At 73.7% G+C, this 22,703-nt stretch carries 20 protein-coding genes; 11 read left to right on the forward strand and 9 right to left on the reverse strand.

The window, feature by feature from the left end; translation table 11 throughout:
- Positions 1-38: 38 nt before the first annotated feature.
- Positions 39-1,046 (forward strand): ornithine carbamoyltransferase, encoded by a 1,008-nt coding sequence (argF, locus tag ACZ7D7_RS25610; RefSeq protein ID WP_470827232.1) that lies wholly within the window; start codon positions 39-41, stop codon positions 1,044-1,046.
- A gap of 41 nt (positions 1,047-1,087) precedes the next feature.
- Here the strand turns inward: argF and ACZ7D7_RS25615 are convergent, their stop codons facing one another.
- The gene (locus ACZ7D7_RS25615; protein ID WP_470827233.1) at positions 1,088-1,540 is read right to left on the reverse strand and encodes an ATP-binding protein; all 453 of its coding nucleotides are present in this window, start codon (positions 1,538-1,540) and stop codon (positions 1,088-1,090) included.
- 319 nt (positions 1,541-1,859) lie between these two features.
- Here ACZ7D7_RS25615 and ACZ7D7_RS25620 point away from each other — a divergent pair, with 319 nt between their 5' ends.
- Together ACZ7D7_RS25620 and ACZ7D7_RS25625 are read left to right on the forward strand one after the other, a co-directional pair.
- Complete coding sequence (locus tag ACZ7D7_RS25620; RefSeq protein ID WP_470827235.1) at positions 1,860-2,687, forward strand: enoyl-CoA hydratase family protein; 828 nt, start codon at positions 1,860-1,862, stop codon at positions 2,685-2,687.
- Positions 2,684-4,972: a bifunctional salicylyl-CoA 5-hydroxylase/oxidoreductase gene (locus tag ACZ7D7_RS25625; protein ID WP_470827237.1), complete on the forward strand. Its 2,289-nt coding sequence runs from the start codon at positions 2,684-2,686 to the stop codon at positions 4,970-4,972. Before ACZ7D7_RS25620 ends, ACZ7D7_RS25625 begins: the two co-directional genes overlap by 4 nt.
- A gap of 98 nt (positions 4,973-5,070) precedes the next feature.
- On the opposite strand, the gene ACZ7D7_RS25630 is transcribed toward ACZ7D7_RS25625, so the two are convergent.
- Entirely contained in the window at positions 5,071-5,895 is an 825-nt protein-coding gene (locus ACZ7D7_RS25630; RefSeq protein WP_470827238.1) for a PaaX family transcriptional regulator, read from the reverse strand.
- Between the two features lie 16 nt (positions 5,896-5,911).
- Positions 5,912-7,546: an AMP-binding protein gene (locus tag ACZ7D7_RS25635; RefSeq protein WP_470827240.1), complete on the reverse strand. Its 1,635-nt coding sequence runs from the start codon at positions 7,544-7,546 to the stop codon at positions 5,912-5,914.
- A 140-nt stretch (positions 7,547-7,686) separates the two neighbouring features.
- Between ACZ7D7_RS25635 and ACZ7D7_RS25640 the strand changes: the two genes are divergently transcribed.
- The 6 genes from ACZ7D7_RS25640 (at position 7,687) to ACZ7D7_RS25665 (ending at position 12,162) form a co-directional block, all read left to right on the forward strand.
- On the forward strand, positions 7,687-8,886 hold the full coding sequence (locus tag ACZ7D7_RS25640) for an acyl-CoA dehydrogenase family protein (RefSeq protein WP_470827241.1): 1,200 nt from the start codon (positions 7,687-7,689) through the stop codon (positions 8,884-8,886).
- Positions 8,883-9,281 (forward strand): RidA family protein, encoded by a 399-nt coding sequence (locus tag ACZ7D7_RS25645; protein ID WP_470827243.1) that lies wholly within the window; start codon positions 8,883-8,885, stop codon positions 9,279-9,281. Before ACZ7D7_RS25640 ends, ACZ7D7_RS25645 begins: the two co-directional genes overlap by 4 nt.
- A 203-nt stretch (positions 9,282-9,484) precedes the next feature.
- A complete protein-coding gene (locus ACZ7D7_RS25650) occupies positions 9,485-10,309 on the forward strand; it encodes an alpha/beta fold hydrolase (RefSeq protein WP_470827244.1) in 825 nt (274 codons plus the stop codon).
- Between the two features lie 113 nt (positions 10,310-10,422).
- Positions 10,423-10,866 carry a DUF6299 family protein gene (locus ACZ7D7_RS25655; protein ID WP_470827246.1) on the forward strand — a complete coding sequence of 148 codons (444 nt, stop codon included), beginning with the start codon at positions 10,423-10,425 and terminating at the stop codon, positions 10,864-10,866.
- Between the two features lie 121 nt (positions 10,867-10,987).
- Complete coding sequence (locus tag ACZ7D7_RS25660; RefSeq protein WP_470827247.1) at positions 10,988-11,572, forward strand: sugar O-acetyltransferase; 585 nt, start codon at positions 10,988-10,990, stop codon at positions 11,570-11,572.
- A 23-nt stretch (positions 11,573-11,595) separates the two neighbouring features.
- Complete coding sequence (locus ACZ7D7_RS25665) at positions 11,596-12,162, forward strand: TetR/AcrR family transcriptional regulator (protein WP_470827248.1); 567 nt, start codon at positions 11,596-11,598, stop codon at positions 12,160-12,162.
- A 63-nt stretch (positions 12,163-12,225) separates the two neighbouring features.
- On the opposite strand, the gene ACZ7D7_RS25670 is transcribed toward ACZ7D7_RS25665, so the two are convergent.
- From ACZ7D7_RS25670 to ACZ7D7_RS25690, 5 genes are all read right to left on the reverse strand, one after another.
- Complete coding sequence (locus ACZ7D7_RS25670) at positions 12,226-13,494, reverse strand: ABC transporter substrate-binding protein (protein WP_470827249.1); 1,269 nt, start codon at positions 13,492-13,494, stop codon at positions 12,226-12,228.
- Positions 13,491-14,513 carry a hypothetical protein gene (locus ACZ7D7_RS25675; protein WP_470827251.1) on the reverse strand — a complete coding sequence of 341 codons (1,023 nt, stop codon included), beginning with the start codon at positions 14,511-14,513 and terminating at the stop codon, positions 13,491-13,493. Before ACZ7D7_RS25675 ends, ACZ7D7_RS25670 begins: the two co-directional genes overlap by 4 nt.
- On the reverse strand, positions 14,510-15,895 hold the full coding sequence (locus ACZ7D7_RS25680) for a vWA domain-containing protein (RefSeq protein WP_470827252.1): 1,386 nt from the start codon (positions 15,893-15,895) through the stop codon (positions 14,510-14,512). Before ACZ7D7_RS25680 ends, ACZ7D7_RS25675 begins: the two co-directional genes overlap by 4 nt.
- A gap of 73 nt (positions 15,896-15,968) precedes the next feature.
- Positions 15,969-18,341, reverse strand: a complete 2,373-nt coding sequence (locus ACZ7D7_RS25685; protein ID WP_470827254.1) for a tetratricopeptide repeat protein — start codon at positions 18,339-18,341, stop codon at positions 15,969-15,971.
- Complete coding sequence (locus tag ACZ7D7_RS25690) at positions 18,328-19,650, reverse strand: S1 family peptidase (RefSeq protein ID WP_470827255.1); 1,323 nt, start codon at positions 19,648-19,650, stop codon at positions 18,328-18,330. The genes ACZ7D7_RS25685 and ACZ7D7_RS25690 overlap by 14 nt, the downstream gene beginning before the upstream one ends.
- A gap of 92 nt (positions 19,651-19,742) precedes the next feature.
- Here ACZ7D7_RS25690 and ACZ7D7_RS25695 point away from each other — a divergent pair, with 92 nt between their 5' ends.
- Together ACZ7D7_RS25695 and ACZ7D7_RS25700 are read left to right on the forward strand one after the other, a co-directional pair.
- Complete coding sequence (locus ACZ7D7_RS25695) at positions 19,743-20,042, forward strand: trypco2 family protein (protein ID WP_470827256.1); 300 nt, start codon at positions 19,743-19,745, stop codon at positions 20,040-20,042.
- 196 nt (positions 20,043-20,238) lie between these two features.
- Complete coding sequence (locus ACZ7D7_RS25700) at positions 20,239-21,651, forward strand: non-reducing end alpha-L-arabinofuranosidase family hydrolase (protein WP_470827258.1); 1,413 nt, start codon at positions 20,239-20,241, stop codon at positions 21,649-21,651.
- 85 nt (positions 21,652-21,736) lie between these two features.
- Here the strand turns inward: ACZ7D7_RS25700 and ACZ7D7_RS25705 are convergent, their stop codons facing one another.
- A complete protein-coding gene (locus tag ACZ7D7_RS25705; protein WP_470827259.1) occupies positions 21,737-22,621 on the reverse strand; it encodes a GntR family transcriptional regulator in 885 nt (294 codons plus the stop codon).
- Between the last annotated feature and the right edge of the window lie 82 nt (positions 22,622-22,703).

The raw sequence follows: 22,703 nt of genomic DNA on the forward strand, positions 1-22,703 counted from the left end.
GTCCACGCACCGTCCCACGCACCCCTGGAGCGCCCCCCATGGCGACAGTCCCGACCGCCCTCGCCGGGCGCCACTTCCTCAAGGAGCTCGACCTCAGCGCGCAGGAGTTCCTGGGCCTCGTCGAGCTGGCCGCGGAGCTGAAGGCCGCCAAGAAGGCCGGGACCGAGACACGGTACCTGCGCGGGAAGAACATCGCGATGATCTTCGAGAAGACCTCCACGCGCACGCGCTGCGCGTTCGAGGTCGCCGCCGCCGACCAGGGCGCCGCCACCACCTGCCTCGACCCGTCGGGTTCGCAGATCGGGCACAAGGAGTCCGTCAAGGACACCGCCCGCGTGCTGGGCCGGATGTACGACGCGATCCAGTACCGCGGCGACAGTCAGGCCAAGGTCGAGGAACTCGCCGCGTACGCCGGCGTGCCCGTCTACAACGGCCTCACCGACGACTGGCACCCCACGCAGATGCTCGCCGACGTGCTCACCATGACCGAGCACAGCGGCCGGCCCGTGACCGAGATCGCCTACGCCTATCTCGGCGACGCCCGCTTCAACACGGGCAACTCCTACCTGATCACCGGCGCCCTGCTCGGCATGGACGTACGGATCGTCGCCCCGAAGTCCTACTGGCCCGCCCAGGAGATCGTCGACCGCGCCCACGAACTCGCCGAGACCTCCGGCGCCCGCATCACGCTCACCGAGTCCGTCGCCGACGGCGTGCGCGGCGCCGGCTTCGTGGTCACCGACGTGTGGGTGTCCATGGGTGAGCCGAAGGAGGTCTGGGACGAGCGGATCGCGAGCCTCGCACCGTACGCCGTGACCATGGACGTGCTGCGCGCCACCGGCGACCCGGACGTGAAGTTCCTGCACTGCCTGCCCGCCTTCCACGACCTCGACACCAGCATCGGCCGGGAGATCCACGAGCGGCACGGCCTGGAGTCGCTGGAGGTCACGGACGAGGTGTTCGAGTCGGCCCACTCGGTCGTCTTCGACGAGGCGGAGAACCGGCTGCACACCATCAAGGCGCTCCTGGTCGCGACCCTGGCCTGACCCGGCTCAGGACCCCACTCGGGATCCACTCGGGACCCGGCTCAGGGCGAGCGGCGCCGCTGGGTGGGCACCACCGGCAGCCGGAACCAGACCGCCTTGCCGGACTCGGTGGGGCGGTGCCCGCACGACGAGCTCAGGGTGCGGATCAGCAGCAGACCCCGCCCGTGCTCCTGCCACGGGTCGGGCGCCTCCAGCACCGGCCGGGTCAGATCGCCCGGGGGCGCCGGATCGGGATCGTGCACCTCGACCTGGCAGCCGTTCGGCTGCAGCTCCACCACCAGTTCGATCGGGGTCGCCCCGCTGGTGTGCTCGACGGCGTTCGCGACCAGCTCCGCCGTGAGCAGCTCGGCCGTGTCGCAGTCCGCCGAGTGCTCCAGCTCCGCCAGTGCCGTGCGGACCAGGGCACGCGCGACCGGCACCGCGGAGGCGGCGTGGGGCAGGGCGATGCGCCAGGAGGCGGAAGCGGGGGAGTCGTGCACAACGGGTCCGTTCATGAGCAGGCTGTCCTGCTTTCAACCGTAAGAATGGTACGGGTCCGCCCGGCAGAGGCGTCCGGCGGGCCACGTACGGGACCTTCGGCCCCGTCGCCGGGCGGCTTACCCAGGGCCACGCCGTGGCGCGCCCGCCGGGTCCCGCCGTTACCGGCCCGTCGAGGAGCCGTGACGCCCGTGACGGCATCGGGGCCCACCTGAAGCGTAGGCAGAGACGCGCGACACAGGCCTATCGCGCACTCGTGACGACAGTCACAGATGGGTGATAGCTTCGAGGGACAGAACTCAGTGAGGCAGTGCCCGCCCGAGGAGGCCGCACGTCATGAGTCCTTTCACCGGCTCCGCCGCCCCCACCGCCGACTGGCGGCACCTGCGCGTCGACCTCACCGACGGCGTCGCCACCGTCACCCTCGCCCGCCCCGACCGGCTCAACGCCCTCACCTTCGGCGCCTACGCCGACCTGCGCGACCTGCTCGCCGAGCTGTCCCGCGCCCGCGCCGTGCGCGCCCTGGTGCTGGCCGGCGAGGGACGCGGCTTCTGCTCCGGCGGCGACGTCGAGGAGATCATCGGCGCCACCCTCGCCATGGACGCCGCCGAGCTGCTCGACTTCAACCGGATGACCGGCCAGGTGGTGCGGGCGGTACGCGAGTGCCCGTTCCCGGTGATCGCCGCCGTCCACGGCGTCGCCGCGGGTGCCGGCGCGGTCCTCGCCCTGGCCGCCGACTTCCGCGTCGCCGACCCCACCGCCCGCTTCGCCTTCCTCTTCACCAGGGTCGGCCTGTCCGGCGGCGACATGGGCGCCGCCTACCTGCTGCCCAGGGTCGTCGGCCTCGGCCACGCCACCCGCCTGCTGATGCTCGGCGAACCGGTCCGCGCCGCCGAGGCCGAGCGGATCGGCCTGATCAGCGAACTCACCGACGAGGGCCACGCCGACCCGGCCGCCCAGGCCCTCGCCCGCCGCCTCGCCGACGGCCCGGCCCTGGCCCACGCCCAGACAAAGGCCCTGCTCACGGCGGAACTGGACATGCCGATGTCGGCGGCCGTCGAACTGGACGCCTCGACCCAGGCGTTCCTGATGACCGGGGAGGACTACCGCGAGTTCCACGCGGCGTTCACGGAGAAGCGGCCCCCGAAGTGGAGGGGGCGATGAACGCGCGGAGTGGTCCCGCCCGCGTCGCCGTCATCGGCGGCGGCCCCGGCGGCCTCTACACCGCCGCCCTGCTCAAACGCCTCGACCCCGGCAGGGACGTCACCGTCTGGGAGCGCAACGCCCCGGACGACACCTTCGGCTTCGGCGTCGTCCTCTCCGACGAGACCCTCGGCGGCATCGAGCACGCCGACCCCCACGTCTACGAGGCGCTCCAGCGGCACTTCGTCCGCTGGGACGACATCGACATCGTCCACCGCGGCACCCGCCAGACCTCCGGCGGACACGGCTTCGCCGCCCTCGGCAGACACCGCCTCCTGAGCGTCCTGCACGACCGCTGCCGCGACCTCGGCGTGGACCTCCGCTTCGGCGCCCCGGCCCCGCACCCCGACCGGCTGGCCGAGGCGTACGACCTCGTCGTCGCGGCCGACGGCGTGCACAGCACGACCCGCGACACGTACGCGGACGTGTTCCGCCCGCACCTCACGAGCCACCGCTGCCGCTACATCTGGCTCGCCGCCGACTTCGCCTTCGACGCCTTCCGCTTCGAGATCGCCGAGACCGAGCACGGCGTGATGCAGCTGCACGGCTACCCCTACTCGGCGGACGCCTCCACCGTCATCGTGGAGATGCGCGAGGAGGTGTGGGGCGCGGCCGGTTTCGACGCGATGGACGAGCGGGAGTCGGCCGAGCGCTGCGCCAAGATCTTCGCCGACGCGCTCGGCGGACGCCCCCTGCGCTCCAACAACTCGGCGTGGACCACCTTCCGCACGGTCGTCACCGAACGCTGGTCGCACGGCAACGTCGTCCTGCTCGGCGACGCCGCCCACACCGCCCACTTCTCCATCGGCTCCGGCACCAAACTCGCCGTCGAGGACGCCCTCGCCCTCGCCGCCTGCCTGACCGAACGACCCACCCTCGCCGAAGCGCTGGCCGCCTACGAGGAGGAGCGCAAGCCGGTCGTCGCCTCCACGCAGCGCGCCGCCCGCGCCAGCCTGGAGTGGTTCGAGAACCTCGCCCTGTACGTCGACCAGCCGCCCCGCCGGTTCGCCTTCAACCTGCTCACCCGCAGCCGCCGCGTCACCCACGACAACCTCCGGCTGCGCGACGCCCGCTTCACCCGGTCCGTGGAGCGCGAGTTCGGCTGCCCGCCCGGCACACCGCCGATGTTCACCCCTTTCCGGCTGCGCGGACTCACCCTGCGCAACCGTGTCGTGGTGTCCCCGATGGACATGTACTCGGCCGAGGACGGCGTCCCCGGCGACTTCCACCTCGTCCACCTCGGCGCACGGGCCCTCGGCGGCGCCGGGCTCGTGATGACCGAGATGGTGTGCGTCAGCCCGGAGGGCCGCATCACCCCCGGCTGCGCCGGCCTCTACACCGGCCGGCAGACCGAGGCGTGGCGGCGCGTCACGTCGTTCGTGCACGCGCAGGCGCCCGGCACCGCGATCGGCGTGCAGCTCGGGCACAGCGGACGCAAGGGCTCGACCCGGCTGATGTGGGAGGGCATGGACGAGCCGCTGGACGACGGCAACTGGCCGCTGGTCGCCGCGTCCCCGCTGCCGTACACCCCGCGCAGCCAGACCCCGCGCGCGCTCGGCCGGGCCCAGCTGACCGACATACGGGAGCAGTTCACGAGCGCCGCGGTCCGGGCCGCCCGCGCCGGCTTCGACCTCCTCGAACTGCACTGCGCGCACGGCTACTTGCTGTCCGGCTTCCTCTCCCCGCTGACCAACCGCCGCACCGACGCCTACGGCGGATCACTGGAGGGCAGGCTGCGCTTCCCGCTGGAGGTGTTCGACGCCGTACGGGCGGTCTGGCCGGAGGAACGCCCCATGACCGTGCGGATCTCGGCCACCGACTGGGCCGACGGCGGCACCACCGCCGACGACGCCGTCGAGATCGCCCGCGCCTTCGCCGCGCACGGCGCCGACGCCATCGACGTGTCGACCGGGCAGGTCGTCGCCGACGAACGGCCGGAGTACGGGCGGTCGTACCAGACGCCGTTCGCGGACCGCATCCGGCACGAGGCGCGCGTGCCCGTGATCGCGGTCGGCGCGATCTCCTCCTGGGACGACGTCAACTCCCTGATCCTGGCCGGGCGGACCGACCTGTGCGCGCTCGCCCGGCCGCATCTGTACGACCCGCACTGGACGCTGCACGCCGCTGCCGAACAGGGCTACACCGGTCCCGGCGCCCTCTGGCCGGCCCCGTACCGCGCGGGCAGCAGGCCCCCGCGCACCGGACGCACGGACACGCCCAAACCCCGCCTGGGCCTGTCCGGTTGAGGCCCGGGGCCCGACGCCCGACGCCCGGGGCGCAGGACGCCGCCGGTCGTGTCAGGCGGTGCCCCCGGTCGTGCGGTCGCACCGGTCGCCCGGCCGTGTCACCCGGTCGACTCCAGGCCGACGTAAGCCGCCCCCGCGTCCCGCAGCCGCTCGTGCAGCTCGTGGAACACCGCGGCCGACCGGGCGCCCGGCCAGTCGGCGGGCAGCAGCCGGGCGGGCAGACCGGGGTCGGTGTAGGGCAGATGGCGCCAGGAGTCCAGGGCGAGGAGATAGTCGCGGTAGGCCTCCTCCGGCGGGGTGTCCGGGCGCCGCCGCCAGTCGTCCAGCACGCGCGCGTGGCGGTCCAGGAACGCCTCGTGCTCCTTGGCGATCGCCGCCAGGTCCCACCAGCGGGCCACGGCCTGAGCAGTCGGCGCGAACCCCAGGTGCTCGCCCCGGAAGAGGTCTACGTAGCCCTCCAGGCGCAGCCGCTGAAGGGTGTGCCGGGTCTCCTCGTACAGCCGCGCCGGGGCGATCCACACGCCGGGCGCCGCCGTGCCGAAGCCCAGTCCGGCCAGCCGGGAGCGCAGCACGTGCCGCTTCTGCCGCTCGGACTCGGGCACGGAGAACACCGCGAGCACCCAGCCCTCGTCGTCCGGCGCCGCGCCCGCGTAGATGCGCCGGTCGCCGTCGTCCAGCAACTGGCGGGCGTCCGGCGACAGCCCGTACCCGGCCGCGCCCGACGCGGTGCGGGCCGGGACGAGCAGGCCGCGGCGCTTGAGCCGCGACACCGAGGAGCGCACGGAGGGCGCGTCCACGCCGACCGCGGCCAGGAGCCGGATCAGCTCGGCGACGGGCACCGGGCCCGGGGCGAAGCGGCCGTACGCGCCGTACAGCGTGACGATGAGGGACCGTGGTGCATGCTGGTCGGACACGTTGATCATCTTAGGGTCTTCGGCATCACTGCTGGTCACCCCCCGCGTCGGTGGACGCGCGCAGCTTGAACCGCTGGAGTTTGCCCGTCGCGGTGCGCGGCAGCGCGTCCAGGAAGACGATCTCGCGCGGGCACTTGTACGGCGCCAGCTCCGACTTCAGGTAGGCCCGCAGTGCCTCGGCGTCCCGCGCTGCGCCCTCCTTGAGGACCGCGAACGCCACGACGACCTGACCGCGCGCCTCGTCGGGCCGCCCCACGACCGCCGCCTCCACCACGTCCGGATGACGCAGCAGCGCGTCCTCCACCTCGGGCCCGGCGATGTTGTACCCGGCCGAAATGATCATGTCGTCCGCGCGGGCGACGTACCGGAAGTAGCCGTCGGGCTCGCGGACGTAGGTGTCGCCGGTGATGTTCCAGCCGCCGCGCACGTACTCCCGTTGCCGCGGGTCGGCGAGGTAGCGGCAGCCGACCGGGCCGCGCACCGCGAGCAGGCCGGGCTCGCCGTCGGGCACGGGGTCGCCGTTCGCGTCCTGCACGCGCGCGTGCCAGCCCGGCACGGGGACTCCCGTCGTGCCGGGCCGGATGGCGTCGTCGGCGGCGGAGATGAAGATGTGCAGCAACTCGGTCGCGCCGATGCCGTTGATGACGCGCAGCCCGGTCCGCTCGTGCCAGGCGTGCCAGGTCGCCGCCGGCAGGTTCTCGCCGGCCGACACGCAGCGGCGCAGCGAGCCGATGTCGTACCCGTCGAGGGAGTCGAGCATCGCGCGGTACGCGGTCGGTGCCGTGAACAGCACGGACACCCGGTGCTCGGCGATCGCCGGCAACAGTTGTCTCGGCGTGGCCTGTTCGAGCAGCAGGGCGCTCGCCCCGGCGCGCATCGGGAAGATGACCAGGCCGCCGAGCCCGAAGGTGAAGCCGAGCGGCGGGCTGCCCGCGAACACGTCGTCCGCGCGGGGCCGCAGGACGTGCCGGGAGAAGGTGTCGGCGACCGCCAGCACGTCCCGGTGGACGTGCATGCAGCCCTTGGGGCGTCCCGTGGTGCCCGACGTGAACGCGATCAGCGCCACGTCGTCGGCCGCGGTCGGCACCGCAGGGAACGGCTCCCCGGACGCGGGGCGGCCCAGGAGGTCGTCGGGGGCGTCGCCGCCGTACGTCGTGATGCGCAGTCCGGGCACGTCGGCCTTGGCGAGGTCGTCCACCGCGCGCACGTCGCACAGCGCGTGCCGCACCCGCGCGATCTCGCACATGGTGGCCAGCTCGTGCGGGCGCTGCTGGGCCAGCACGGTCACGGCGACCGCGCCCGCCTTCAGCACCGCGAGCCAGCACGCCGCCAGCCACGGGGTGGTGGGGCCGCGCAGCAGCACCCGGTTGCCGGGGACGACGCCGAGGTCGCCGGTCAGCACGTGGGCGATGCGGTCGACGCGGGCGCGCAGGTCCCCGTACGTCCAGACGGGGCCGGTGGGGGTGCGGAACACCGGCCGGTCGGCGGGCGGTCCGGCGAGGAGTTCGGCGGCGCAGTTCAGCCGGTCCGGGTAGCGCAGCTCCGGCAGGTCGAAGCTCAGCTCGGGCCACTGGCCGGGCGGCGGGAGGTGGTCCCGCGCGAAGGTGTCGACGTGGGCGGTGGCCCCGTGCCGGGCGCGGGGGGTGTCCCCGTGATTCATGACGATCGCCCCCTTTGTGGTGGTGGGCTCGCACGAGGAGCGTATCGTGTTGGTGACGGCAGTCAACGGTTCGCGATAACCTCGTCGGGTGCCCCGGCGGCCACGAGGCGGCGGGGGAGAAGCGACCGGGAGGCCCGGGAATGACCGCATTCTCGCTCGAACCGGAACAGACCGCCTGGTGTGCCGAACTGCGCACCCTGGCCGCCGAACGGCTCCGCCCGCTCGCCGAGAAGGGCGAACCGGGCACCGTCAACCGCCCGCTGGTCGCCGAACTGGGCGCGCTCGGCCTGCTCGCCCGCCTCTTCACCTCCGGCGCGCTCGACCTGTGCCTGATGCGGGAGTCCCTCGCGTACGCCTGCACGGAGGCGGAGACCGCCCTCGCCCTGCAGGGCCTCGGCGCCCACCCGGTGCACGCCCACGGCACCGACGCGCAGCGCGCCCGCTGGCTCCCCCGAGTGGGTGACGGCACGGCCGTCGCGGCGTTCGCGCTGAGCGAGCCGGGGGCCGGTTCCGACGCGGCGGCACTCGGGCTGCGGGCGGAACGGGACACGCGGGCCGCCCCGGACGGCGCGCGGCGCGCCGAGCCGTCTCTCACCGCCGCACCCGACGGCGGCTCCCGCTGGCGGCTCACCGGCGAGAAGTGCTGGATCTCCAACGCCCCCGAGGCCGACTTCTACACCGTCTTCGCCCGCACCACCCCCGGCGCCGGCGCCCGCGGCGTCACCGCCTTCCTCGTCCCGGCCGACCGCCCCGGCCTCACCGGCACCGCCCTCGACATGCTCTCCCCGCACCCCATCGGCGCCCTGGACTTCGACGCCGTGCCGGTCACCGCCGACGACGTGCTCGGCGAGGTCGACCGCGGCTTCCGCGTCGCCATGGGCACCCTCAACCTGTTCCGCCCCAGCGTCGGCGCCTTCGCCGTCGGCATGGCGCAGGCCGCCCTCGACGCCACCCTCGCCCACACCGCCCGGCGCGACGCGTTCGGCGGGAAGCTGAGCGACCTCCAGACGGTCGCCCACCAGGTCGCCGAGATGGCCCTGCGCACCGACGCGGCCCGCCTGATGGTCTACGCGGCGGCCACGGCGTACGACGCGGGCGCGGCCGACGTCCCCAAACGCGCCGCCATGGCGAAACTGCTCGCCACCGAGACCGCGCAGTACGTCGTCGACACGGCCGTCCAACTGCACGGCGCCCGTGCCCTGCGCCGCGGCCACCTCCTCGAACACCTCTACCGCGAGGTCCGCGCCCCCCGCGTCTACGAGGGCGCCAGCGAGGTCCAACGCGGCATCATCGCCAAGGAGTTGTACACGGCCGCCGCCCGAGGAGAGGACGCCCCGTGACCGCCGAGCGCGTCAACCCGCCCGAACTGTCCCCGCCCACCGGCTTCAGCCACGCCGTCGTCGCCTCCGGCGGCCGCGTCGTCTTCCTCGCCGGCCAGACCGCGCTCGACACCGACGGCAAGGTCGTCGGCGACACGCTCCCCGCCCAGTTCACCCGCGCGCTCACCAACCTGCTGACCGCGCTGCGCGCCGCCGGCGGCACCCCGGCCGACCTCGCCCGCGTCACCGTCTACACCACCGACCTCGCCGCCTACCGCACCCACGCCCGCGAACTCGGCCGCACATGGCGGGAGTTGGCGGGCCGCGACTACCCGGCGATGGCCGTGGTCGAGGTCGTGCGCCTGTGGGACGAGCAGGCGCTGCTCGAACTGGACGGCTTCGCCGTACTGCCATAAAGGGCGGCGCGATCCTCGCACACCGGCTAGTGCTGCGGCCGGGAAGGTTTGCCGAAGTGCTCGCGGCGTCCGGTGCGGTGCGTCGCAAGGCGGAGCGCCGCCCGCGTACTGGGCGTACGCGGGCGGTGCGACAACGCCGCGAGGTGCCGTGCCGGGCGTCGCGAGCCGGTGAACCTTTCCGGTCGTGGCGCTAGCATCGCGGCATGCCCGAAATCGAGCTCAGCGCGGGAACCGTCGAGTACGAGGACACGGGCGGCGACGGGCCCGTCATCGTCCTCCTGCACGGCCTCGTCCACGACGCCACCGTCTGGCGCAAGGTCATCGCCGAACTCCGCGCCGACCACCGCCTGATCGCGCCCACCCTCCCGTACGGCGCCCACCGCAGGCCGATGAACAGGCCGCCCACGCCCGACCTCGTCAACGACCTCGTCGTGGAGTTCCTGGACCGCCTCGACCTGCGGGACGTCACCCTCGTCGAGAGCGACTGCGGCCGGGCCCAGACCGTCGCCGCCCGGCACCCCGAACGGCTCGCCCGCCTCGTCCTGATCTCCTGCGAGGCCTTCGACAACTACCCGCCCGGCCTGCCCGGCAAGATGCTCACCCTCGCCTGCCGGGTGCCCGGCGGCATCGCCCTGCTCGTCCGCGTCCTCGGCCTGAAGCCGCTGCGCCGCCTGCCCGTCGGCATCGGCGCCCTCACCAAGCACCCCGTGCCCGACGAGATCGTGGACGGCTGGCTGCGCCCGCTGCGCACCGACCCCGCGATCCGCCGCGACTTCCGCCACTACGGCACCCACGTCCGCCGCACCGAACTGCTGGAGGCCGCCGAGGGCCTGCGCCGCTTCGACCGGCCCGCACTCGTCGTCTGGGCGACCGAGGACGTGATGATGCCCCGCGAGCACGGCCCCCGGCTGGCCGGGCTGCTCCCGCAGGGGCGGCTCCTGGAGATCGCGGACTCCCGGACCCTCGTCGCCGAGGACCAGCCCGAACGCCTCGCCGCCGCGCTGCGGGAGTTCATCGCCGGGCTGTGAGCGCGGGCGTGAACACGGACTCGCCACCGAAAGAGTGACGATCACACCGCTCGGGGCGGGCGCCGGGTACCTGTGGGAACCCCCACACCCGGGATCACCCAGGAGGTACCCCCATGTTCCTGCGTCCCGCCCTCGGCGCCGCCGCCGGTGCCGCGCTGCTGCTCGCCGCCCCCGCGGCCGCGGCCGCGCCCGAGCCCGTCGCCGCCCCCTCGGCCGCGACCGTGACCGTCGACCCGACGGGCCGCGTCGCCGCCGACGGCACCGTCACCCTCTCCGGCACCTACCGCTGCTCCGGCAACTCCGGTCCGGTCTTCGTCAGCTCCTCCGTCGGCCAGAACTCCTCCCACGTCCGCTACGGCATCGGCGGCACCCGCGCGGTCTGCGACGGCCTGGAGCACCGCTGGGTGAACACCGGCACGCCCTACCCGGCCGACGCCCTGAAGGCCGGCCCGGCCCGCGTCGAGGCGACCCTGATGGAGCTGCGGACCACGAACGGCCTGCCCCTGCCCCGCTTCCTCGCCGTGCAGCGCCAGGACATCACCCTGATCCAGTCCTGACCGGCCCGGCCCGACCGACCTGACCCGCACCCGCCCCACGACGGGCGGCCGGATTCCGGCCGCCCGTTCTCTTTCCCGGGGGAGTGTACGTTCGTACGCTCCAGGGTGTACGGTCGACCGCATGCCGACGACCGACCACTTCGCCGACGATCCCCGCACCCAGCTGGAGCGCATGCTCGCCGGGGACCTCTACATCGCCGACGACCCCGAGATCGGCCGCCGGCTGCAGCGCGCCGTACGGCTCGCCGCCCGCTACCAGGCCGCGTACGTCGAGGACCCCGACGCCGCCCGGCCCCTGCTGGCCGAACTCCTCGGCTCCCTCGGCGAGGAGGCCCACGTGCGGCCCCCGCTGTACGTGGACTACGGCAGCCAGGTGTCGATCGGGGCGCGCACCTTCGTCAACTTCAACCTGACCGCCCTGGACGTCGCGACCATCACCATCGGCGAGGACTGCCAGATCGGCCCGAACGTCCAACTCCTCACCCCCACCCACCCCGTGGAGCCGGAGCCCCGGCGCGACAAGCTGGAGGCGGCGCGGCCCATCACCATCGGGGACAACGTGTGGCTCGGCGGCGGCGCCATCGTCCTCGCCGGCGTGACCATCGGCGACAACAGCGTGATCGGCGCGGGCGCGGTCGTCACCAAGGACGTCCCGGCGAACGTCGTCGCCGTGGGCAACCCGGCCCGCGTCGTACGCACCCTCTGACCGCTTCACCGACGGAACCGCACATGGCCACCGGACACACCGACCCGCAGCGACGCGAGCGCATCATCGCCGCCACCCTCGACCTCATCGCCGACGAGGGCCTCGCCGGCGTCTCGCACCGCAAGGTCGCCGCCCGCGCGGGCGTGCCGCTGGGATCGATGACGTACCACTTCCGCGGCCGGGAGGACCTGCTGCGCGAGGCGTTCACGCGCTTCGCCGACGGCGTCGTCGCCGACTTCGACGCCCACCTCGGCGGGGCCGCCGACGCCGACGAGGCCCGCACCGCCGTCACCGACCTGATCCACCGCCTCTCCGACGGACCGCAGCGCGACCTGGTCCTCACCCACGAGCTGTACACGCTCGCCGCGCGGGAGCCCGCCTACCGGGAGCTGACCCGGGAGTGGATGCGGCGCAGCCGGGTATGCCTGGAGCGCCACTTCGATCCGGCGACCGCCCGTCAACTGGACGCCCTCATCGAGGGCCTGGCGCTGCACCGGGCGCTGGACACCGACCCGCACGACCGCGCGCTGACCGCCGAGGCCGTCGCGCGCATCACCGGCGCACCGGCCCGGCCCGGCGCCGCCGCATGAGCCGCCCGTGCGGCACGGACCTGACACCGTGCCGCACGGGCTCCCCCTGTGCCGACGCCCGGCTCACCGTGTGCTGCACACCGTCCTCGGAGCCGTCCGCCGGTCGGAGCCCCGCGCGGAGTGCGCGTCCTGCACCCGCTGCACGTCGTCGAGCAGTTCCCGCACCTTGACGTCCCGGCGGTCGGCCGCCCGGGAGACGGTCAGCAGCACGGCCTCGTAGAAGGCGTCCCGCACGGCCGGTGCCATGACGTCCGAGGCGTCGAGGCAGCGGGGCCCGGAGCGGAGGCGCCGCGCGATCTCGCGTTCCCTCGCGCCGCCGCTCGGCTCCACCTCACGGTTCGCGGAGAAGACACCCGCCGTCTCGGCCCACTTCTGCTGGTCCGCCCGGGAGGCCAGCCGCCTGATCAGTTCCCGGGCGGCGGGGCGGTCGCTGAACAGCGCCGCGAAGTCACCGGTCACCTCGTGCGCCCGCACCCGGCTGCCCCCACCGGGCAGGAACGGGGCGGAGTCCAGCATCCTCGCCCGCTCGGCGGCGTCCCGGTAGAAGGAGGGCGCGAAGGAGCCCTGGTGCTCCAGGACGCACCCCTCCCGGCCGCTGAACAGCAGCCCCTTGCCGTCCGGGGCGCCCCGGTGGTCGGTGAGCAGGGCGTCCTCGGCCGCCTTCTCGTCCTGCCGGAGCAGAGCGGCCCACGCCTCCCAGGCGCCGCGCACCGGGGCGCTGCGCCACCAGTCGGTGGTGCCCGCGTCCAGCGCCCACTTCTCGTAGACGGCCGGGCCCTCGCGTTGCAGCACGAGGTCCTCGATCCAGTCGGTGCCGGGCCAGCCCGAGGCGCCGTCGTCGCCCATGCCCATGCACCAACTGCCCAGCGGGGCGACCGATTGGGCCGGCCTCTCGCCCTCGCGGTACCACACGATGCTCTTCAGGTCGGCCTTGACCGGGACCCAGTAGACGTGCCCGGAGGACGAACCGGTCGGCTGCCAGGGAGCGCCGTACTCGTGCGGTTCGTAGAGCCCGTTCAGCGGTTTGAGGAGATCCTGGTCGGCGTACTCGGCGAGTTCACCGATGCCCGGCATGATCACGATGTCCGGGGGCTCACCCGACTGCACCTTGGACAGCAGCACGTCCCGCTGGGCCGCGGTGCCCTGGTAACGGAACGGAATGCCGACGTCCGTCAGCAGGGACTCGAACCGCTCCTCCTGCGTGGCCGTCCACGTCCCGAGGATCGTCACCGGCTCCTCGTCGTCCTGCCGCACCCACACCACCACCGTGCAGCCGGCCACCACCAGCAGCATGACCATGGCGAGGATCAGCATCTTGAACCGCCGGGTCACCGCCGCCTCCAGTAGTCGCTGTCGAGGCGCAGCCCGAGCCCCAGCACGGGCAGCGCGAGGGCCAGCAGACTGCCGACGAAGGCACCCCGGTACACCCCGTCGGTCCACGCCGCGTCGGTCATCCGCTGCCGGACCTCCTCCGACTTCTCCGTCACCCGCTGCTGCGCCTCGGCCGGCTCCGGGCCGGTGTGCCCGGACACCTCGGTGATCTGCCGCAGGTCACTGACCGCCGCGCCGAGGTCGTGCTCGGTGGCGGCCGCCGTGATCAGCGGAACCACCGCGAGCAGCACGGTGAGCACGAACGCCGCGAGCAGATACGGATTCCAGTCGCGTCCGCAGCGGTCCCGCAGCACGAACAGTGCCGACAGCAGCGTCAACGCCACGGCGGCCAAGAGGAGTTCGGCGACCACCCACCCGCCGCGCTGCCAGGGCCCGACATTGGCCGTGGCCTCCGCGTGCAGCAGCTGCCTGCGCTGAAGATCCGCCAGACGCGGGTCGAGTCCGACTCCCGCGCGGGTGAGCAACGACTCGGCCTCCCCCAGTTTCTGCGTCCGCATCAGGTCGTCGTCGCGGTAGAGGGACGCGCCGAGGACGAGCGAGTTGCTGTAGGTGGCGAGCAGGCCCTTGACCGTGCCGAGGTCCTGGTCGGTGCGGTCCGCGATGCGGGACAGGCCCTGGTCGGCGGCCGAGAGCTGGGAGCGGTACGTCTCGCCCGAGCCCGCGACGTCGTTCAGCCTCAGCTCCACCAGCGCCCGGGCCTCCTGGTGGGCGCGCTGCGCCGCGAGCCGGGTGGCGGCGAGCCCCTGCACGGCCGGCGCCTCGCGCGCCGCGAGCGCCGCGGCGCTCTGCTGGATCTGACGGCAGGACAGGAACAGCGCCGTCGACGCCACCGCCGCCAGCAGGAACAGCACCAGCAGGTGCACCTCCAGCAGCCGCCGGGTCCGGAAACGGCTCAGACGCCCGCGCCAGTAGGCGGCGGGGGAGTACCGGCGCCGGTACGCGCCCGCTTCGGCCGTCACCGCAGCTCCTTTCCGCACGCGACGCAATAGCGCGCCTTGCTCCCGGCCGGACGGCGGCACGCACGGCACCGCGGACCCGGCGCCGCCCCGGCGGCCTCGGCCGGCGGCCGGTCGGGACGGGACCCGGCCCGCAGGATCACCGGACCGAGGCTGCCCGCGTCGACGTCGCGCAGCCGGACCCGCATCTCGGGGGAGTCCTCGATGTCGGCGTGCTCCCGGATCACGTCCAGCGCCCAGTCCTGGCCGAGCCGTGCCGCGAGCCGCGCCGCCTGCCCCAAGTACTCCTCGGCGGCCTCCCGTTGGCCGTTGTTGGCGGCGGACAGCCCCCGGCGCAGCGCTTGCCCGATCCTGGCGGTGTCGTGGAGGTAGCGCACGCTGCCCGTGCCCGCGGGGCCGTCCGGCGGGGACTGGCCGGGAAGGCGCCAGCGGGCGGTGACGGGCACGTGGACGTCGCCGACGGAGACCATGGCGAACTGCAGCTCCGTCTCCAGCGGGTCGGTGTCCGGGTCGGCGACCAGCGTGAGCAGGTAGTCGCGCCTGCCCTCCTCCCACTGGTACGTCGGAAAGCTCCAGCGGTGCGGCGGACCGGGCAGGAGCCGCCCGCCGAGGAGGTGCGGCCGGGGCGACCTCTCGCTGAGCGAGACCTCGCGCACGGCGGGGCGCACGGTCACCTCGATCGGCAACTGGGCGGTGTGCACCCGGCCCAGCCGGTGGATCGCGGCGCCGATCGCCCGGCCGAGCCCGTCGTCCACGAACTCCGCGGTGCCGTGCAGCCGTTCGGCGAGCGTCAGCAGCGGATCGGGCGGCCAGTCGGCGCCGACGGCGAACACATGGCAGGTGAACTGCCCCGCGCAGGCGTCCAGTTCAGCCTCCAGACGGGTCTCGCCCGCGGCGCTGCTGCCGTCGGTGATCAGCACCAGATGCCGTACGGCGTCCGGACGTCCGGCGAGCAGGGCGCGCGCCGCGGCGACCCACACGGCGTACCCGGCGGGGCGCGGTCCCTCCCGGTGCAGCGGGAGGGACCCCGCGACGAAGGCGGCACGGCGTCGCTCCTCCCGGTCGGCGACGGCCCACTCGGCGTCGCCCCGCGGATAACAGCGGACCGGCTCGGGGCCGCTGCCGAGCACGGCGAAGGAGACGCGGTCGGGCAGGGCGCGCAGCGCCGCCGGCAGAGCGTGCCGGACGGCCGCCCGGTTGGCCTCGGCGACGTCCACCGCGATCACCACGGCGAGCCGGACCGCGGGCAGGTCGGGGGGCCCGTCGGCCGCGACGTCGACCTGGAGGTGGGCCTCGATCTCCGCGCCCCGTCGCGGGTACGGATCGACGTCGACGTCGACGCGCAGCCGGATGCCCGGCTGGGGCTGCCGAGTCGGGCTGCTCATGTCGTACGTCACCGTTTCCCTCACCTCCGTCGCCGGGCACCGCCGGTGCCGGTCCGTCTGTCGTGCCGTGCGGTCAGAACCGGGTCTGGGGCCGGATCGCGTGCATGAGGTCCACGAAGTGTTCGAGCACGGCGGCCGGCTCCTGATGGTGGGCCGCCAGCCGCCGGTAGTGCGCCGCCAGCCGCCTGCGCAACTCCCGCTCCGGAAGGCTCAGTCGACGCAGCGCGCGGGTGTCGAGCCGCCCGGCGCCCCGCCCGGGAGTTCCGGGCCGGTCGCTGAGGTGGTGCACCGCGTCCAGCTTCCACTCGTGGAGTTCGGTGCTCAGCCGCAGCGCCTCCTCCTCGGACAGGCTCGGCTCCCCGGCACCCGGACTGCGGCCCACCAGACCCGCCAGTTCGGCGAGCACCGCGTCGACCTCGGCGGGCGCCGGCAGCGGGTCGCCGTCGCCGGGCAGCCGGGCCGCGCGGATGCGCAGGGAGGCGATCCGGGCGACCGTGTGGTCCAGGGTTCCCGGCCGGACCCGGCCGAGCACGTCGATGGCCGCCCGGCGGTCGTGCGCGCGCAGCGCGAGCCTGGCCAGGCCCAGGGCGGCGCCGCCGTGCGCCGGGTTGCGCGCGAACACCGCCTCGTACAGCTCCCGCGCCGTCGGCTCGGCCACGTCGTCGCCGAGCCACTCCGTGCAGTGGGCGAGGGCCAGCTTGGGCGCGTACTCGCCGGGCAGTTCGTGGTGGACCTCCGTGAAGTGGGCCCTGGCCTCGGCGACGTGTCCCCGGTCGCCGTCGAGACCGGCGTCGCGCAGCGCGAGCAGCGCGCGGTGCCACTCCAGCCGCCACCGGCGCACGGCGGGCGGACCGGGGATGGAGTCGGCCGTGTCGAGCTCCTCCCGGGCCAGTTCCAGGTCCTGCCGGGTGTCGCGGCCCAGCAGGACCCGCACGTTGTGCAGGCAGATCTCCACCGAACGGGGCTTGTCGCCCTCCTGCGCGAGGAGCCGGCGCGGGTCGTAGCCGCTGCTCACCTCGAACCGCGCGGCCTGCGGATCGCCCGGGTACGGCCGCGGCACCGGCAGGCACGCGGCGATCTCCGCCGGCGTGGGCGCGCCCGGGTCGAGGGCCGGCGCCACGGGCGGCTCGTACCGGTCGCGGCGCGGGCGGTCCAGCCAGTGCTCGATGCCCGGCACCGTGCCCAGCCGCGCGCCGAGCAGCCGCGTGGACGGCCGGAAGTAGTCGGAGGGCTCCGGCGGATCGCTCTTGCCGCGCAGCGCGCGGATCTCCCGCAGGGCGCCGCGCAGTTGGCCGACCATCTCCCGGGCATCGGTGAAGCGCCGCCCCGGCTCGCGCCGTACGGCGCGCTCGACGACGCCCTCGAAGGAGGCGATGCCGAGACCCGGGACCTCGGTGACGGCCCAGCGGGCCAGTTCCCGCAGGGTGACGCCGACGGTGTGCAGGTCGTGGGCGACGGTGGGCATGCCCGAGGTGCCGGTCTCGGGCGCCATGTAGTCGGGCGTGACGTGCGCGGGCGGCCGGGTCTGGCCCTCCTCGCGCATGCCCCCGAGGTCGATGATCTTGACGCCGTCGCGGTGGTGCACGACGTTGGAGGGCTTCATGTCGCCGTAGACGAAGACCCGTTCGCCGTCGGCGTGCAGATGGGCGAGGGCTTCCAGGATCTGACAGCCGTAGGCCGCGACGTGCTCGATGTCGAGGACGGACTCCCCGCGCCGGACCTCCTCGACGACCTTCACCAGGGTGCCGTCACCGACGTCGTCCATGACGATGTGACCGCCGGTGATCCGGCCGGTGTCGTCGTCGGTGCGGGCGACGAAGTCGCGGATCTGCACGATGCGCGGGTGGCGGATGGCGACCAGGTTGCGGCGCTCGACGTCGGCGAGCCGGGCGCCGTCGTGCTCGTACCGGTTGAGCAGCCCCTTGACGGCGACGACGTCACCGAGATGGGTGTCCTCGGCGAGGTAGACCCAGCCCTGGCCGCCGTGCGCGATGGGCCCCAGGATGCGGTACTGGCCGCGCAGCACGTCGCCCTCGGCGAGTTCGGGCCGGTACGAGTAGCGCCGGCCGCACGCCGGGCAGTAGCCCTCGGTGTCCACCGGGCCCACGGTGTAGGGCGGGGCGAACGGGACGCCGCAGTCCTCGGCCGAGCAGCTCATGCGGATCCGCGGCGGCAGCGCGGGGCTGATGAGGCGTTCCCCGGGGGCGCGGGGCTCCCGCTCGGGCAGCGACAGCAGCTCACGGGGCCCCAGTTCACGCGGGTCGTCGGGCAGGGCGGGCAGCCCGGGGCCGTTCCTCGCCCGGCCGCACCGCGCGCAGTGGCCGGTGGGCAGCACGGCACCGCCGCAGCGCGCCCCGGAGAAGTCCCGGTGCGGGCAGACCGTCGTGCTCGCGGGGCCCTCCTGTCCGGCCCGGGCCGCGCGAGGCGGCGCGTCACCGTTGCCCATGGCGTCCCAGGTCGGCGCGCAGGTCCCGGATCAGCGCCCGCAGCCGGGGCAGTTGCTGCTGCGGGTCGCGCACGTCGTCGAGCAGGCGGCGCGCGGTGCGGTGCCGGTCGGCGGTCTCGGTCACCGAACCGAGGGACTCGCTGTTGACGACGTCGCGCAGGACCGCCCGGCTGAACTCCAGGCGCTCCAGCCGGTCGAGCAGCGTGTCCGCGTGCCGCAGCAGCGCGGGCTGGAGCAACCGGTCGCGGGACGCGGTCCAGCCGGGGCCGCCCTCCTGGCGGAAGACCAGCAGCAGCCGGAAGCCGAGCACCCGCAGCCGGACCAGGACGTCGATCAGGTCGCCGGGCCGTGGCTCCTCGTCAAGACCGTCGACGAGGACCGTCACCGGCCGGCCGGGCGCGCAGCCGGCCGCCCGCGCGGGCCGCGGCTTGGCGCCGCGCAGCCAGTCCCAGTACGCCAGGTACTCACTCGCGGGGAACGCGATCCGGCCCAGCGCGTGGTCGATGAGGTCCGGCCGGCTGGCGCCGCCGCGGTGCACGACGTGGGCGCGGTGCGCCAGATGGCGCAGCGAACGGTCCTTGCCGCCGCCCGGAGGCACCACGGTGATCTTCACCGGGTCCTCGTCCGGGTCGTCGAACCACCGGTTCACCCGCTCCTCGAAACCGCGGTCCCAGGCCTGGGGGTGCGCCAACTCCTCCACTACGGGCGAAAGTTCGGCGATGCGTTCGACCGGGATCAGGTACGAGAAGGACAGCCGGTTGTCCTCGGGCAGCAGCGCGCCCAGGTCGCCGCGCCAGCTGACGACGAGACCGACGACGCGCGTCGGACGGCCCGCTTCGGGCCGGGTGCACACGGCGGCGCCGCTGAACCCGGCGCGCACCACCTCCGCCTTGGTGACCGCGTCGAGCTGGACCCGTTCCCCGCTGGCGCCGCCGATGCGTCCCCACAGGCTCATGCCGTCGTCGAAGCCCTCCGCGTAACCGGTGGCGTACACCTCCATGCCGCCCCACAGCCGGGGCTCCAGCGGAGCGGGGCGGGCCTGCGGACGAGGGCTGTCCAGCCGCAGGACGGCGACGTCCTCGCCGCTCGCGCCGTCCGGCAGCCAGCCGCCGGGCACGACGCGCGCGGACACCGGTTCGAGCGCGTTGTTCTCGGCGAACTCCAGCCACATGACGGCGTCCGGACGGCGCACCACGTGCGCGCACGTCAGCGCCGTGTACTGGTCGAGGAGCACGCCGGCACCGCACACCGGGCCGTGCGCGTCCTCGCGCCGCAGTCTGAGCCTCCAGTCCGCCCGCAGTTCCCCCATGTCGTCTCACACTACGGGCAAAGCGCCGTTCCGTCCCTAGACTTGTGGCCGGCTTGGACCGACCAAGTGACCTGAGACGGCGGTGTGTTGACATGAGGGACATCGAGCCGATCGGCCTCGCGGAAGCGATCGGCGCGGTCCGTGCGGAACTCGCGCGCGCCCAGACCGAAGGCGCCCGGAGCGACTGGCGGTTCAGCGTGGAGCAGGTCAGCCTGGAGTTCTCGGTGCAGTTCCACCGCTCCGGCGAGGGCGGGGCGGGCCTGCGGCTGGGCGTGGTCGAGGCCCGGCTCGGGGGCACGGTCAGCCACGACTCCACGCACCGCATCGAGGTCGCCCTCAAGCCCCTGCCCCGCCCGGACGGCCGCCATCACGAGGTGAGCCGCGAGGAGTAGAACCCCTCCGAACTCCCCCTCTTCTTCGAATCTTTCGGCCTCGCACCCGAATCGTGCGAGAACCATTGACGCCGCTCGCGGGATCCCCAATCCTTCAGTCTGCTCGATACTGCGACCCAGGTTCGAAATCACGAACGAACCGCGTCGCTTCCTTGGCATGTCATGCCCACGACACTCACGAGGTTGGGAAGTCCGCATGCACAGTGGAAACTTCAGCCGCAGGCATCGGTCCGGGGCGCTCGCCGCCGCCCTCGCGGCCCTGGCCGCCCTGGCGGCGCTGCTCGTCGCGCCACCGGCTCAGGCGGCCTCCAGCGGCCCCTTGAAGGGGGTCGGCTCGGGCCGGTGCCTCGACGTGACCGGCGCGAGCCAGACCGACGGCACGTCCCTGCAGATCTACGACTGCTGGAACGGCACCAACCAGCAGTGGACGCACACCAACAGCAACCAGCTGACCGTCTACGGCGGCAAGTGCCTGGACGTCCCGGGCCACGCCACCACATCCGGCACCAAGGTGCAGATCTGGACCTGCTCCGGCGGCGCCAACCAGCAGTGGCGGGTGAACGCCGACGGCACGGTCGTCGGCGTGGAGTCCGGGCTGTGCCTGAGCGTGACCGGCTCCGGCACGGCCAACGGCACCGCGGTGGAGATCCGCACGTGCACCGGTGCCGGCAGCCAGAAGTGGACCGGCCTGACCCCGGGCGGCGCGTGCTCCCTGCCGTCGACGTACCGCTGGACGTCGACGGGCGCCCTGGCGCAGCCGGCGAACGGGTGGGTGTCGCTGAAGGACTTCACCAACGTGATGCACAACGGCAAGCACCTGGTCTACGGCTCCAACTCCTCGGGCTCGTCGTACGGCTCGATGATGTTCACGCCGTTCACCAACTGGTCGGACATGGCGTCGACCGGCCAGAACGCGATGAACCAGGCCGCGGTGGCGCCCACGCTGTTCTACTTCGCGCCCAAGAACATCTGGGTGCTGGCGTACCAGTGGGGCGCGTGGCCCTTCATCTACCGCACGTCGAGCGACCCCACCAACCCCAACGGCTGGTCCGCGCCGCAGCCGCTGTTCACCGGCAGCATCTCCGGCTCCAACACCGGTCCGATCGACCAGACCCTGATCGGCGACGGCCAGAACATGTACCTGTTCTTCGCCGGCGACAACGGCAAGATCTATCGCGCGAGCATGCCGATCGGGAACTTCCCGGGCAACTTCGGCACCTCGTACACGACGATCATGAGCGACACGACGAACAACCTGTTCGAGGCGGTGCAGGTCTACAAGGTGCAGGGCCAGAACCAGTACCTGATGATCGTCGAGGCGATCGGCGCGAACGGCCGCTACTTCCGCTCCTTCACCGCCTCCAGCCTGAACGGCACCTGGACCCCGCAGGCCGCGACCGAGAGCAACCCCTTCGCGGGCAAGGCCAACAGCGGCGCCACCTGGACCAACGACATCAGCCACGGTGACCTGGTCCGCAGCAACCCCGACCAGACCATGACCGTCGACCCCTGCAACCTCCAGTTCCTCTACCAGGGCAAGGCTCCCAACTCCGGCGGCCCCTACGACCAACTCCCGTACCGCCCGGGTCTGCTGACCCTGCAACGCTGACGCGACGGCCCCGCGCCGACGCACCCGAAGAACCCCAGCCGCACGCCGGCCGGCTGGGGTTTCTCGGGCTCGCGCATGTCTGGGCTCAGCGCTGCCCCTGGACGTCGCCCAAGGTGGACGCGGTGACCGGATCGCCGTGCGGGAAGTCGCCCGGCGGGATTCCGGGATGGTGTCCGGCGGACCGCGCGGCCGGCGCCGTGTCCGCCCCGAGCGTGAGGCGGGAGACGATGCGGTAGCGGTCGCCGCGGTACAGCGAGTGGACGTACTCCACCGGGCGCCCCCCGGTGTCGGTGGTCAGACGTTCGAAGAGCAGGGCCGGGGAGAGCTCCGGCACGTCCAGGACCTCCGCCTCCGCGCGGGTCACCACGGTCGGCTCGATGGCCTGCGTCGCCTCGCTCACATGCACGCCGTGATGCGTGCGCAAATGCTCGTAGAGGTCGCCGTGCTCCAACTCGGCGGCGGTCAGGCCGGGAACCAGCCCCGCGGGGATGTGCAGGTGCTCGATGGCCATGGGGGAACCGTCGACGAGCCGCAGCCGGGCCACGTAGACGATCTCTGCGGCGGGGGAGAGGCGCAGCCTGCGGCCCACACGGGCGCCCGCCGGCATGGTCGCGAACTCGAGCAGGCGGCTGGCCCAGACCCCCGACGCCCGGGGCACGCTGAGCGAGTGGTGGCTCGGCACCAGTTCCTGGGTGATCTTCTCCGGGGCGACGAACACGCCCCTGCCGTGTTCGCGGACGAGAACCCCGGCGGTGACCAGTTCGTCCACGGCCGACCGCAACGTGGGCCGGGACACCCCGAGTTGTGCGCACAGCGCGCGCTCGGAGGGGATGGCGTCCCCCGGGCTGCGCTCCTCGACCATCTCCAGCACCGCGTCACGGACCCGCTCACGTTTGAGCACGTTGCCGGGGCGGTGCCCCTCCGACTCGACACCGGCTGCCCGGGGCGCGCCCGGTTTCCTGTAGCCCATCCGCGTCGTCCTCATTTCCGCGCCGGTTCCGCGTATCGGTGTGACCAGCCCTTGGCGTCTCGGCCGACGACCGCACTGGTCA

This window comes from Streptomyces sp. NPDC037054 (genome assembly GCF_055606745.1).